The following is a 14615-nucleotide window of genomic DNA, read 5'->3' on the forward strand; positions in this document are numbered from 1 at the left end:
TTAAACTAACTCATATAAAATTTCTTTGTCGTTTAAAAATAGATTTGTTTAAATAAAATTACATTTTTATACCTTTATATAATTTCAATTGAGATAGTTAGTATACTTTATTTACAATATGTTTTAAGAGTGGAAAAGCATAATTTTTTATGCAGTATTAGAAAAAGCACTCGAAAGAGTGCTTTTTTCGTTCATAAAATTATAAATTAATATAGCTATAAAAGTAAATGATTTGTATTTTACTTTTAATAGAATAATTTCGAATAATATTGTATTTTAAGGAGTGTTAATCTTGAGAAGAACAACAGGATACATATTAGGACTTACCGGTGGAATTATGGGTATCTTATTTTCCATTTATGTTATGTATTTTTATGGGAATAAGGAATTTGTACATGTAATTTTGCATACATAAGCACAAATTTTTAAAATCTGTATATCATAATAGATAGTTTAACTTAAAATAATTTAGATAATTGGTTAATTATTTATCTAAAACTAATAAAGGATTGATATAAAATGTTAAGAATTAGCATAACAAAGTCCCAAGATAGTATAATGATTGCATGGCAATCAGCAGAGATTACCATCCCCTTAAAAGATATAATTACTATATCTACGAATGACGTTCCTCATAATAAGCTCGATCATGTTGTTTATATTGGAACTCCATCTTCCTCGAAGAATAGAATACTAATACATACTACAAACTTAAACTTCATTATATTTGTTGTTAATCCATCTATAATCTTAGAAGAAATTAATATTGAGTAATACAGTTCTAATAAGAAGTGTAGAACGGCATGAAAGTCTAAACTAAAATCTCATTAACAAACGTTGATAAATAAACATTATCAAAAATTCTGTAGGTACTCTCTTGTCTCAATTACAGGACATGAGAGTCTAAACCTTTTGAACTTGCGACAAGAAACCCTAAACTACTTAACCAATAATAATGTAATGTTCGTGAAATATACTGATTTCAATTGTATAAACTAGTATAAAATCGCATTTACTGATATGAGAAATAATAGCCCTCCTATAATTAGGAGGGCTATTATTTTTATGTTTAAATGTATTTCATTTTTATGAACTCTTACTAACATGCAACTATCAATGACATAAGTACATTAATAGTTTGTCCGGGCATCAAAATTAATAGCTACATTCCTTGGCCAAACCTCTTGTCAAGATTCTCCTATAAAAATAGTGGGAAATATAAAATCAGACGAATGTTGAACATGTTTTTTGGAGTCTATTATTTTTTATCTTTGTATTTCTTTTATCTGGGAATCATAAAAGGATATTACTATTACATTATAGTTTTTCATATACATAAAACTATTTCTCAATTAATTCCTAGAAAATATGTATAGTTACCCTAACTTCATATTAATATTTAATTAATTTGTATAAATATCAAGATAATTAACGAATAATGACTTTAATTCTCTTATGTATTCCTTCTCATTTATGTTGAGTTTCGTGAGTATCAGTTACTGTAATCTTCGAAAATTATTTATATAAAATATCCTATGTTATAAAAATATAAAAAACATATCAGGTCAGACTTCTTTTGAAAAATATTTAAAAGTATTACGAAACTAAAAAAAAAAGAGTACGTTTGTTATGTAAATAAATTTTAAGGAGTGGTAATGTTGAAACGTTCACTAGGTTTATTATCAACTGCTGTTGTAACAGCATCAATGTTATTCGGTGGAAGTGGTCACAGTGCATATGCTGATTCACTTTCAGAAGAAAAAGATATGTATCAAGTAGCGGCAAAAGAATCAACTGAATGTAAGAAACAAGGACAGTATAAAGTGTGTGAAACGCCAGAACAAGCAAAAAAATGGGGAGAAAAACAATACAATAAATGGAAACCAAACAAAAATGAACAGACTGTTTTAAATAGCTATACAAAATATGCTGGGAAATTTAATACACCACTTAGAGATAACAAAGGAGACATAACAAAGATTAAAAATCCAAACGACAAAAATAATATTCTAGCTTTAGACAGCGTATTAAATAGGGGGGAGATACCTGAGGATGTAATTTTATTCAGAGGAGATGACCCTATTGCATTTATGGATGACCCTAATAAATTAATAAAAAATGGTAAAATCGATAAAGAAGAATTTAATAAATTGAAAGAAAAATATAAAGGGAAATCTAAAACAGAATATGGATATATAAGTACTTCTTTGCTATCTAATACTCCAATAGTTAGCACAAAAGTTTTCCAAATAGAATTTAAAACATTAGCTGGAACACACGGAGGATATATAGAAAAACATAGTTCTTATCCAGGACAATATGAGTTTTTACTACCTAGAAATACAACTTATATTATAAGTAAAATGGAATTAAGTAATGATGAAAAGCATATAAAGATTGAGGCATTAGTAAAAAGGTAATAATAAAATCACCTTCGTATTATTCAAAGCTTCCTTCTAATATAAGTTTTGAAACTTATATAAATAGACAGTAACGCGACTTTAATTGATGGAATGGTATGAATATATAAGTTGACGGATGTACAGCAGCACTACATATCTTACGTTAACATGTTATGAAATTTGATAGAGTTGTTATATTGAAAGTACATTTGGTCTATTAGTGGCTGCTGTGATAGCGGGAACACATGAGCGTATATAAACTTACGTGGTTATTATCCATGATAACTTGAATTTCTATTACAGGGACCATAACTTACATCATAAGTAAAATGGAATGGAAATATTAGTAGAGTAGTGTTCATAGGATCGTGTCTGTATTTAAAAATATTTTTTTAGGGAGCAGAAAAAAACAGATATTCACCGTTATATGTGCATTTGGGATAGGATTAGCAAGTTATACTAATTGTACTTCTGCAGAGGTTTTAGACAGTACTTCATTAAGAAACACTTCAACTATATCAAATTATTCCCAAGTATCAGCTGTTGCTAAAGAGATGAAACCCTTTCCACAGCAAGTAAACTACTCTGGTGTTATTAAACCAAATCATGTTTCGCAAGAAAGTTTGAATACCTCAGTTATAAATTATTATAACAATTGGAAAAAGAAGTATCTAAAGAATGATCTTTCTTCACTACCAGGTGGCTACTATGTCAAAGGAGAGATTACAGGGAATGCGGATGGTTTTAAACCGTTAGGAACTTCAGAAGGACAAGGTTATGGTATGATAATCACGGTCTTAATGGCAGGTTATGATTCAAACGCCCAAACTATTTATAATGGCTTATTTAAGACAGCGAGAGCTTTTAAAAGTTCCGAAAACCCAAATTTAATGGGTTGGGTTGTAGCCGATAGCAAAAAAGCGCAAGGGCATTTTGATTCTGCGACAGATGGGGATTTAGACATTGCTTACTCACTTCTTCTTGCTCATAAGCAATGGGGATCAAATGGCACAATCAACTATTTGAAAGAAGCTCAAAATATGATTACAAAAGGTATTAAGGCTAGTAATGTGACCAAAAATAATAGTTTGAATTTAGGTGATTGGGGTTCCAAAAGTACATTTGACACTAGACCTTCCGATTGGATGATGTCTCATTTAAGAGCGTTCTATGAATTTACAGGGGATAAAACTTGGCTTCATGTTGTTGACAATCTCTACAATACTTATACACAGTTTACAAATAAATACTCTCCAACTACAGGATTGATTTCTGATTTTGTTGTGAAAAACCCACCACAACCTGCACCTAAAAACTTTTTAGATGAATCAAAACATACCGATGCATATTACTATAATGCGAGTCGTGTACCACTCCGAATTGTTATGGACTATGCAATGTATGGAGAAAAGAGAAGTAAGGTGATTTCTGAGAAGGTTACTACATGGATAAAAAATAAAACAAAAGGTAATCCATCTAAAATTGTAGACGGTTATAGCCTAGATGGAACAAATATTGGTGATTATCCAACAGCTGTATTCGTTTCACCATTTATTGCCGCTGGTACAACCAATAGTAACAATCAAGCTTGGGTGAATAGCGGTTGGGATTGGATGAAAAATAAGAAAGAAAGCTATTTCAGTGATAGTTATAATCTATTGACCATGTTATTCTTAACTGGGAATTGGTGGAAGCCGACTCCTGATGAAAAGAATATACAAAGCCAAATAAATTCAGAAGTTCAGTCTGAATTTAAGGAATAGCTTATAAAAAAACGTAGGACTACATACTCCTACGTTTTTTGTTCACACATTTTCTTGTTTATATGAGAGGGAGTACTCATCACTAACAACTTAGCATTTCTGATTCTGGTGCAAAAAATTTGAAGTATACGAAAATGGTCTATCAAACTTGGACATACTGATAGTACTACTCTATAAAAGGTACGTGATCAGTATGGAAAAGGAGAATATATTTAAGTGGAAACATTATCAACCGGACATCATCTTGTTAACTGTACGTTGGTACCTACGGTACAACTTAAGCTTTCGTGATTTGATGGAGTACATATTGTATCTGTCCATGGTACCGGACTGAGCGTTCTTTACGAGGGAGGATAAGGAATGGACGGATTCGCCTATCTCAAACGCTTGAACCTATGCAAATAGGTTTGAAGGTCTTTCAAACCTGTTTGCCTGGCTAGCGCCGAGCGAGTCCCTTCCAAGCTTGGAAGGGGTTGGGGATGGTTGCTTTTCTTTTATAATAGATCCTTCAATGGAGCATCATGTTATTTTTAATTCCTAGTGGCCACAGTCGGAATTAAGCTGATACAATTATTATTATGAATTGATTGTTTATTTAAAGGAGATGGAGAAATAGATGTGGGACTTTCAAGAGGAAAGCTATGAGCGATTAAAAAAAGAAAAAAGAATATTACTCTATTTTTAAAAAGCGTCGTCAGAATACCAGGACAAATTGTTGGGGTAGATCGTTTTACTGTACTTATGTTGGTTAATGGGAAACAACAATTAATTTATAAACAAGCTATATCCACAATTGCTATGTAAAAATAGTGTCTTCTTAATAATTAACAAAAGAGAACAGGAGTCAATTTTGACTCCTGTTCTCTTAAAATTTCGAAAGTATTGTCTCATAAAATATAGCGATCCCTATAAGGGGTCACCATATCATTTTAAGAAAATTGTACGCTAAGGAATTTATAAAGGTTGTCGAGACTTAATAAACGTTTATAAATGCTTTTTGATATGTTTATAAACGTGATAAACTTTGATTTTATAAGGATTAAAGTTATGTCCTTAAAGGTATACCTTTACAAACAGGTAAATAACTTCAAATTAATAAAGTAATCTTCAGGACTATCTTTATGTTTTCGCAGTTACCAATAATAAGTATTATGTAGATTTTATCAACACCCAAGTTGGTTTCTGTCAATTGTTTTTCCCTTATGCTTAAGATAAGATTGTATTCGCCGATCTTATCTTTTTCATTTATTAAGGTTTACTTTAGTAAACGAAGACGTTTGTTTAAAATATTTAGGAACGATACGTATGAATTTAGAAGAGCTTGTATACTTTAAGCGATTTTAAATTTGATATACTAAAAGAAAAAATGAGGATGATAAGGTTATGCCAACAAAAGAGTTCCAAGACACAGTACAGCATTTTTCTTTTTTCTTATTAGATAAAGGAAGAAAACCTTCCACAATTAAACGATATGCTTATGATATTGAAGATTTTGGTCAGTGGTTGCAAAAGTCTAAAAAGCTTCCATTACGCAATATATGGACAACACTTAGTAAAGAGGATTATGAAGAGTATTTTAATGATTGGGGTAGCATCAGGAAAATGCGGATTTACAACGCTAAGCACATTTTCCTGACGATGCACCCGTTTTTTACAACGTTAAGAAAGTTTTAGTGGTTTTAACGAATCTAATGAGACCATTTTCTCCGCATTAAAATGGTATTCACCTAGTAAATTACGTTAATGGCTGGTGTTAACCAATTAGAGCGAGATCTTATTCGTATGCGACAACGTGAAGGGATTGAGTTGGCTAAGAAAGAAGGGGAATTTAAGGCTCGGTTAAAGAAATATCATAAAAATCACGCAGGAATCAATTATGCAGTAAAGCTATACAAAGAAGGAAATATGACTGTAAATTAAATTTGTGAAATTACAAATGTATCTAGAGCTTCATTATATAGAAAGCTATCTGAAGGGAACAAATAATCACTCCTTATTCCATTAAAGGGGCAGATTAATAGAACAAGAATAAATTATTTCTTCTATCGAAATATAATCCCAAAACAAAATAATCTGTTAAGTAATTCTCATTTTACAAAAAGAGGTGTGAAGAAATGTCATTAACATCAGTTTTATTAAATGTGTTATTTAAAAAGGGGGATGCTAAAAGAGATAAAGGGTTAACTACCCCAGAAAATATTGAAAGGTTTGACAACCTTGATTACTACGGGGATAAAAGTGAAGACCATTTGCTTGACGTGTATTATCCAAAGGATACGGAAAAACCTTTGCCAGTAATTATATCGATTCATGGTGGTGGCTGGGTGTACGGGGACAAGGAAGCTTATCAATTTTACTGCATGAATTTAGCCCAGTACGGGTTTACGGTAGTAAACTTCAACTACCGTCTTGCACCAAAGTATAAATTTCCAGCGGCTCTGGAAGATGTAAATTCAGTTTTTCATTGGGTGAAGAATAATTCAACAAAGTTTCATATGGACTTAAATAATTTGTTCATTGTAGGTGATTCAGCGGGAGCACAGATTGCAAGTCAGTATGCAGCAATTATAACTAATTTAAAGTATGCAAAACTGTTTGACTTCAAAATGCCTGATATAAGAATAAAAGCAATGGGATTAAACCACGGAATGTATGATCCTCTCGATAAAATAAAAAACAAAGAAACGAAAAAATGGTACAGGAATCTTTTAAATGCTTTGATGAAGGACTACCTTGGAAAAGAAATTCATAAATATGAAAAGGAAATGGATTTTCAGTCAAACATTACGTCATCTTTTCCTCCGTCTTTTGTGACTTGCAGTGTTAATGATGGATTGATTGGGATTCAACCTGTTTTCCTTAGTAAATTAGAATCTGAAGGACTTCATTATATTTACAAGGAATATGGTCATAATGACAAAGCGAGCGGTCATGTATTCCACCTGGACTTAAGAAAAGACGAAGCAACAATACTCAACAACGAACAAATAGAATTTTTCCACCAATACATGGGCAAATGAGTGGATATCTAGTAAAAAAGTAATTAAAACAAGCTGAAAATGGGGTCCCGCCAACTAAATAACATAAAACCCACGTTAAGACATTTTTGGGAAGCGAAAACCTTAATTTTTGTACGCTAAGGGTTGTAACTAAAATGAACGCTTTTGTTATAACATTGGTTTCATGAAGCGTTAGCCTTTATTTAGCCAATTTAGCTGTAGCAAAGTACTCTATCAAAAATAATTCGTAACATTATTTATCATAATCCTTTTTGTTACGTTAGAACGCCTTTTATATCAATCTTTCTTTTCCTTAGCGTGGGTTTTATGTTAGTATGCTGGCAGTACCCAAAGAAGAGCGAATCCATTTGGGTTCTCTTTCCTTTTAAATTTGAGTTTTTAACCTCAAATTTAAGTATTGAAATTTTCTAAATCTCGATGTATTATATTTTTGTATTTTCTCACTTTCCTAAGCCGAGAAAACATCATCACTTCTGAAAGAACCCAAACTCCAGTGGGTTCTTTTATTTACCTGAACGCATTTTTGAGGAATTTTATTATATTTTTGGGTCTTACTTATATAAATCATTATCAAGAGCACCTGCACACCTGCAGGTGCTCTTTTCTTTGTAACAAATATAAATAAAAATTAACATTAATATAATAGGATTTTAAAATACTTGTAATCTTTCCTCCCTATTATTTGAGTAGGGGGGTGAAAAGTATGTTCAATTGGACAACACCAGGTGAAGTAATAGTTGGCATATTGCTTTTAGGGGCAATCTCAATTGCAACCAGATACACAATTAATCAGATACAATAAAGTACCTATAAAAGTAGGTGCTTTTTTCTTTGTTATATAGAAATTACACATTAATTCATATTTGAGCCACTTTAAAAAGAAAAGATGTTGGAGACTAATCGAGACGGATGGATATCCTTATGATTAATAGTTACGTATAGCTATATGTACATTCCAAACATATATATTATTTTTAAATATAGATAGATATCTTACAGTAAGAATCCTTTATTTTTACTCAAGATTAAATGGGTATAGTTCTTTAAATCTATAAAAATTTAGTTTAGACTTTCTTGTCCCAACCAATATCTAAAAGTGAAAGTTTAGACTTTCTTGTCTAAATGGTTTGGAGTTTCATGTACTTGTACAACCGCATTTTGTTGATAAGACCCCAATTAGTTTCATTCAAACTACCCCCCATAAAAGCAACATAATATACATAAAATAAAAAAAGATTTATGAAAGACTTTTGTAACATTTGTGAAAGAGAAATGAAAGATTTTTAAACTAAGATGAACTTACTGATATTGATGTTATATCAGTCGTTAATAAAAAGTACAAGTAGAGAGTGAGGAACAGCATTGTGTTAAAGCAATCTGAACTAAATTCTACTAAGAGAGGAAAACAAAAATGAAAAAAAACTTTAAAACAATTAGAATTGGTAAGAAATTAATTCCTGCCACAGCGGCATTAGGTATTCTCTTTTCTTTAGCCCCTGTTGCAGAGAACAAAGCTAGCGCAGGTTTAGCCACGGTGTTGGATGTGACTATTACTTCATTAGGTATTGTAGCTGATATTTATGAAAAGCTTGGGATATCTGTAGGGGAGCCTGACTTATCTAATTACACTGGCCCCTATGCAGAGAATGTGTCTTACAGAGCTCCTAACTTTAAATCTGGGGAATTTAATATTTCTATGCATCATACGAAAGGAGATTCGAATTTCACTAGAACGATTAAAGTACTTTATCCAGATGGAAAAAGTGAGATGAAAGACTTAAAATCGGGGCAACAGCTTAAGATTACAGAACCCGGTACAATTGTAGATTTGAAACCCTTTGCAGAATCTGTATCAGAGCACGATCTTCTTTACATTACAAAGGCGCAATTGGATGAAGGAAAAACCGGGGTTGCGCTTAATCAAGGTATCACCATATACGTAGAAAAAACATCCGGTGAAAATAAAGTACTTGTTGACGAATTTTATAAGAAGAAATTTGGAGCAGATTCTCTTGACGGTTTTAAAGGATTAGGGGTGGACCGCTTTTCTTACTTAACAGATGAACAAAAGAAGGTAGCAACATTGACTTCACATCCAGTAGGTAGAGAAGTTCTTTCTAATTATGTTACGAATAACCCTACAGCTCAAGCAGATTTTAATAACCGGTCAAGTAATGTATTCGCAGAGATCACCAATACCCTAGAGACACCTATTAAAGCAGCATATGGCTCACTAAATCACGGTGAATCCTATCAAATTATCCCCTATAAAAAAGGAAGCAATAAAGTATTGGTAAAAGCAGGTTCAAAATATCTTTCAGGGAAAGAAGGAAATGTTCTTCAATATTCCGATTCGATTGGTGACGATGAATTGTTTGAACTTGTCTCAGCCCCTGCTTTTCTTAATAAATGGCAGTTTGATTTGGTAAACAAGAATGGAGTACGTCTGACTAGTAATCCATACATTCAAGGCTTCCTGAAGGAAAACGATGGTGCTAATTCTTTCAGATCTGGAATTAGTTTCACTGCAAAAACGAATGATGAAGTTCACAACTGGTTAATAGACTGGTACCCTGGTAAAGAACATGATAGACAGAAGTATGATGGAAGAGTAGAGTTCAAAGCTAATGATAAAAGTGATGGCTCTATATGGACTGCATACGATTCTTCTGGAAAATTAATAACGAATAGTTGGATAGAACGAGATGGATCATATCATTATGCAGATGCTTCAGGAGTTCTTTTGAAGGGGTGGCAGGAAATTAAGGGTAATACGTATTATTTTGCTTCGCATTCTAACTCCCTGGTAGTGTCGTCAAACTCATCTGATGCACAGATTGAGGGTAAGGTCTATCATTTCAAGGATTCTGGTGTTCTGCAGCGATCAGCCTGGAAAGATGAGCAATATTCTGATGCTTCTGGAGCGTTTGTTAAAGAGGGTCTGAAAGAAATAGAAGGTAAAATTTACTATTTTAAAGATTTCGCAGTTACAAAGAATGAAATGCGTCTAGAAGACCAACATGTCATTCTTCACTTTTCCAACAAAGGCGTGCTTGAGAGGGCTTCAGATCTGAATGGGAAAGCATTAGCTAGTACTACTACTGTTACTCTTAACGGGAAACACGTAGTCTTTGAGAAAGACGGTTCTGTTAGAAAGCCAGGACTCACTGGAAAGAGACCTTTCCTCCAATCAGATGGAACTGAAAAAGTCACAATGCACTATTATAGCTTAGAGGATGGAGCTTCCTATTCGGGTTGGAAGATAATTGATGGAAAGAATTATTATTTTAAAGATGGTAAGCACTACACTTTTGATGGTTATGAAAATATTGACGGAAAAAAATATTATTTTAATAATGACGGACAAGCTATGTTGACAGGGTTTAAAAAAGAAAATAGTAAAATATACCACTTCGATAATAAAGGCGTAATGCAAAAAGGGTGGCAAGAAATCGATGGTAAATGGTATTACTTCGATGGTTCTGGAGCAGCTAAGATAGGATGGTTCTCTGTTGGTGGTGGATACCATTTCCCTTATTACGGGTACTTTACTTATTATGCCAAAGAAGATGGTTCAATTTATCAAAACACCACTGTTGAACTTGATAATGGGAAAGGTGTTTGGAAGACTTATAAATTTGACAGTCATGGACACAAAGGTTATTAATAATCCAAAAAGAGTCTGTTTTTTATAAATATGACTCTCTAAATGAGATCCCTCAACCTAACTGGATCATATAACTCTGAAAAACTAAAAACAAGGCTTCCAATCAGTGAATGAGAAAATGGGTTAAAGAGTGGGCGTTGATATTCTTTTAAGAATTTAATCATGTGAAGAAGTACATTTCTAATGTCCATGAAACAACAAGTCGAGAATGGCCGTAGGACCTTCGTCTTTGATAGTAATGGATATTACAAGGTGAAAAGTTAGTTAATAATGGGCTAGTGCTGTTGCAAATAATGGTAGCGCCCCAGTTGTAGCTTCTAGTGAGTTACCTGAGAATACAACCTCACAGGTGATAACCACAAATGGGAGTTAGAAAGTATTAAGTAAAGAATGATGCTATATATGGTACCCCCTGTCCGTATGGAGAGGGGGTACCTATATAGATTTCTAATGTAGCAAGTCTTTCTATAAATTTGTTACCTCTATTCTATACGCCACAAACTAAATACTCCCCAGTATGTATTCTTTTCAGAATGGTACATAAACAGAACTTATCTAGTCATACAAGTAATCAAGTGTTAAAATTACCATCTGGATTATAGAATCACTTTTAATAATTTTTAGTGAATATAAGATCAAATTGTTGGATTCTAACCTAGCAATACTATCAGTTATAGCACCTGCATCTCCAAGTTCCATAGATTTATTAGATTAAAGCAGATAATAGAAACATTTCAATTGTGATTTATGCACAAGAAGCGAGGATTATATATGAAAAAAAGGATTTTAATCGTAGAAGATGAAGAAAACATTCGAGAAGTATGCAAACGGTATTTAGAAAGAGAAGGATACGAAGTATATACAGCTATGAATGGAATGGAAGGCTGGGATGTATTTCATCAATATCAACCAGATTTAATTATTTTAGATCTCATGATGCCGAAAAAAGATGGATGGGAATTATGTGAGGAAATTCGTCAACAATCAAATGTCCCTATTATTATGTTAACTGCTAAGGGAGAGGAAAGAGATCGAATTTTAGGTTTAACAATGGGAGCAGATGATTATGTAACAAAGCCGTTTTCACCTCGTGAATTAGTATTAAGGGTTCAAATTATACTAAGAAGAGGCAATCAAATACCGATACAAGCAAAAGAATCCCTATCAGAAGTAATAGAATTTCCAGATTTGAAAATTTATCCAAAGACGAGATGTGTACTTGTTTGTGAAAATAAAGTGGAATTAACAGTGAAAGAATTTGAGGTACTTTATGTCATGGCACAGCATCCAAAACAAGTATTTTCTCGTTCGCAACTTCTTGAACTTATTTGGGATTTTGAACATGAAGGGGGCACAAACACAATAACCGTGTTAGTGAGTCGTTTACGTGACAAACTGGAGAAGCATACGATAAAGAATCGTTGGATTCATACTGTTTGGGGAATAGGATATCGCTTTGAGCCAAATGGAGGAAATGAAACATGAGATTACGCATTCAATTGTTATTGATGAATTTATTAAGTACCAGTATCCTGGTAATTGCTATATGGTATAGTGAAACGCAAATGTTACTTGAACCAGAACAAACACGGTTATTAACAGTAATTGCGGTTGTAGGACTGATTATTTCAACGTTTATTTACTGGTTAATGACACGCCCTATCATGAGGTCCATTCAAAATTTAATTGAACTAACGAAACAATTTAGCGATAGACAATTTGAAACGAGGTATATAATTGGAAAAGAACCACGGGAGTTTAAAGAATTAGCAACAGCCTTCCAACAGATGGCCAAAAATTTGGAAGAAGGGTTTACTAAGTTAGAAGAAGGGGAAAAAGCACGTAAAGAGCTCATTACGAATATTTCACACGACTTACGAACACCTATGGCTAGCATACAATTGATGATAGAAGCATTACAAGATAATCTGATTGAAGATCCTGAAATGAGAAATCAGTACTTAGTTACGATTTTAAAAGAAATAAAAAGATTAAGTGGATTAATCAATGACTTATTTGACCTTTCAAAGTTAGAAATTGGGCAAGTAGATTTTCATCCAACTTTAATACATATGGACAAAGTCCTATTGGATGTACTAGAGGCACATTCTGTCTTATTAGCAAACAAACAGATCGATTTACAATTGGAGGTTCCTGAGACATTACCTCGACTTTTAATTATGCCGTGTAAAATAGCACGGGTCATTAGTAATTTGTTAGATAATGCAATCCGGTATTCACCTGTCTCTGGAACAATCCAGCTGATTTTAGAGGAAAATAAGCAAAAGCAACAAGTCCAATTCATTTTGCGTGATGAAGGAGAAGGAATTACTCCAAATGACCAACTACGCGTATTTGAACGGTTTTTTAGAACAGATCAATCAAGAAGTTCACAATCTGGAGGATCCGGTCTCGGACTAGCCATTACAAAATCATTGATTGAAATGCATAGTGGAGAAATTGGTGTGAGAGATCGTTTAGACGGCAAACAAGGAAGTGAATTTTGGTTTACTCTTCCCATCACATCAGAAAAAAATAAGACCGCTGAAAGACTTTTGTAATACTTATATTATAGAAATGAAAGACTTCCTTGTTAACATACTACTATACAGTATGTTACAGGAGGTTTTTTATTTTATGAAAAGAAAACATGTATTGATTATAGGAGGTTTTATAATTGTCGGAGGAATTTTATGGTCTTTGTTCCGCCCCGAGAAATTATTTATTGATAAGCAAGTGAATGAAGCATTGCCACAAACAGAAATACAATCAAACGAAACAAAACAACAACAAGAACAAGAACGAGTAATAAGTGAAGGTCAGTTTCAAAATGGTGTCCATGAAACAACTGGAACAGCAACAATCCATCAATTAGCGAATGGAAAACGTATTTTACGACTTTCCAATTTTTCAACTTCTAACGGGCCAGATGTTCGAGTTGTATTAGTTCCTACGAATCGTTTGAAAGATAATGAAGACGTTAACAACCATCGGTATATTGAATTAGGAAAGTTAAAGGGAAACAAAGGAGACCAAAACTATGAAATTCCTGAAGGGATAGATATAAGTACATATGGTTCGGTTTCTATATGGTGTAAGAGATTTAATGAAAACTTTGGTGCGGCTTATTTTGAAAAGTAAGAAAGAACATAAAAATGTGGGGTGTGTACATGCCCCATCGCTATCAAGCTAACGAAAAAAATAGGTCTGCCCCATTTGGATTGACAAATGGGGGGCAGACCACTGTATGATGACCTCTATGTAATTAGTTTTTTTTATCCAACTTTTCTTTTGCTTTTTTAGGTATATCTTCAGGTTTTACTTCTTCATATCTATCAATTCCATAATAAGCTTCATCTTTATATTTCCCACCTACTTCAACACGGAGATATGCATTCACCCGTAATTTTTTCATTCCCATATGCATTATACGCTTTCAATGTATACCAAGTGTCTTTAACTTTTGTACCATCATCAACTTCAGTCGTTTTTTCTTGCCCATCTCCATTAATTTGAACATAATATTCTGATGTCATCCAGCTTTTAATACCAAATGAATCTTCTTTATTAGCAATACTCCACGCAATAATTCCCACCAAAAAAATCGATACGATTGCTATTATTTTTTTCATTTTTCACCTTTAACATTCTTTCAGTTTTGATATTTTATATACTATTACTGATACTAAAACGAAAGTATCTATTTACATCCATTGACCTCTAACTTTCACATACGTCTCATCAACTCACCAAGAATCATTGG

10 protein-coding genes and 4 pseudogenes are annotated in these 14615 nt (G+C 32.9%); 13 read left to right on the forward strand and 1 reads right to left on the reverse strand.

From position 1 onward, the window contains the following. Positions 1-292: 292 nt before the first annotated feature. From NSQ08_RS27325 to NSQ08_RS27385, 13 genes and pseudogenes are all read left to right on the forward strand, one after another. Positions 293-415, forward strand: coding sequence for a hypothetical protein (locus NSQ08_RS27325; protein ID WP_274606755.1), 123 nt, complete (start codon positions 293-295; stop codon positions 413-415). Positions 416-519: 104 nt separating this feature from the next. After that, positions 520-774 carry a SunI/YnzG family protein gene (locus tag NSQ08_RS27330; RefSeq protein WP_340780364.1) on the forward strand — a complete coding sequence of 85 codons (255 nt, stop codon included), beginning with the start codon at positions 520-522 and terminating at the stop codon, positions 772-774. 881 nt (positions 775-1655) lie between these two features. Then, positions 1656-2420 carry an ADP-ribosyltransferase gene (locus NSQ08_RS27335; RefSeq protein WP_201050430.1) on the forward strand — a complete coding sequence of 255 codons (765 nt, stop codon included), beginning with the start codon at positions 1656-1658 and terminating at the stop codon, positions 2418-2420. A 350-nt stretch (positions 2421-2770) separates the two neighbouring features. After that, complete coding sequence (locus tag NSQ08_RS27340) at positions 2771-4165, forward strand: glycosyl hydrolase family 8 (RefSeq protein WP_445686659.1); 1395 nt, start codon at positions 2771-2773, stop codon at positions 4163-4165. Between the two features lie 193 nt (positions 4166-4358). After that, a pseudogene (locus NSQ08_RS27345) lies at positions 4359-4466 on the forward strand (IS6 family transposase); the annotation flags it as partial. Between the two features lie 315 nt (positions 4467-4781). Further along, a pseudogene (gene hfq / locus NSQ08_RS27350) lies at positions 4782-4969 on the forward strand (RNA chaperone Hfq). Between the two features lie 579 nt (positions 4970-5548). Further along, positions 5549-5833, forward strand: a pseudogene (locus tag NSQ08_RS27355) (integrase); the annotation flags it as partial. 66 nt (positions 5834-5899) lie between these two features. Further along, positions 5900-6151 (forward strand): annotated as a pseudogene (locus tag NSQ08_RS27360) (helix-turn-helix domain-containing protein); the annotation flags it as partial. A gap of 128 nt (positions 6152-6279) precedes the next feature. After that, positions 6280-7185 carry an alpha/beta hydrolase gene (locus NSQ08_RS27365; RefSeq protein ID WP_340780368.1) on the forward strand — a complete coding sequence of 302 codons (906 nt, stop codon included), beginning with the start codon at positions 6280-6282 and terminating at the stop codon, positions 7183-7185. Positions 7186-8596: 1411 nt separating this feature from the next. After that, the gene (locus tag NSQ08_RS27370; protein ID WP_340780370.1) at positions 8597-10852 is read left to right on the forward strand and encodes an N-acetylmuramoyl-L-alanine amidase family protein; all 2256 of its coding nucleotides are present in this window, start codon (positions 8597-8599) and stop codon (positions 10850-10852) included. Between the two features lie 771 nt (positions 10853-11623). Then, positions 11624-12337, forward strand: coding sequence for a response regulator transcription factor (locus NSQ08_RS27375; protein ID WP_340780372.1), 714 nt, complete (start codon positions 11624-11626; stop codon positions 12335-12337). After that, positions 12334-13413 carry a sensor histidine kinase gene (locus NSQ08_RS27380; protein WP_078177215.1) on the forward strand — a complete coding sequence of 360 codons (1080 nt, stop codon included), beginning with the start codon at positions 12334-12336 and terminating at the stop codon, positions 13411-13413. The genes NSQ08_RS27375 and NSQ08_RS27380 overlap by 4 nt, the downstream gene beginning before the upstream one ends. Positions 13414-13489: 76 nt before the next feature. Continuing rightward, complete coding sequence (locus NSQ08_RS27385) at positions 13490-13993, forward strand: DM13 domain-containing protein (protein ID WP_061675672.1); 504 nt, start codon at positions 13490-13492, stop codon at positions 13991-13993. A 236-nt stretch (positions 13994-14229) separates the two neighbouring features. Here the strand turns inward: NSQ08_RS27385 and NSQ08_RS27390 are convergent, their stop codons facing one another. Further along, positions 14230-14484, reverse strand: coding sequence for a DUF1093 domain-containing protein (locus NSQ08_RS27390; protein ID WP_078204009.1), 255 nt, complete (start codon positions 14482-14484; stop codon positions 14230-14232). Between the last annotated feature and the right edge of the window lie 131 nt (positions 14485-14615).

Origin of the sequence: Bacillus sp. FSL E2-8887, assembly GCF_038007205.1 — a bacterium.
Lineage (GTDB): Bacteria > Bacillota > Bacilli > Bacillales > Bacillaceae_G > Bacillus_A > Bacillus_A mycoides.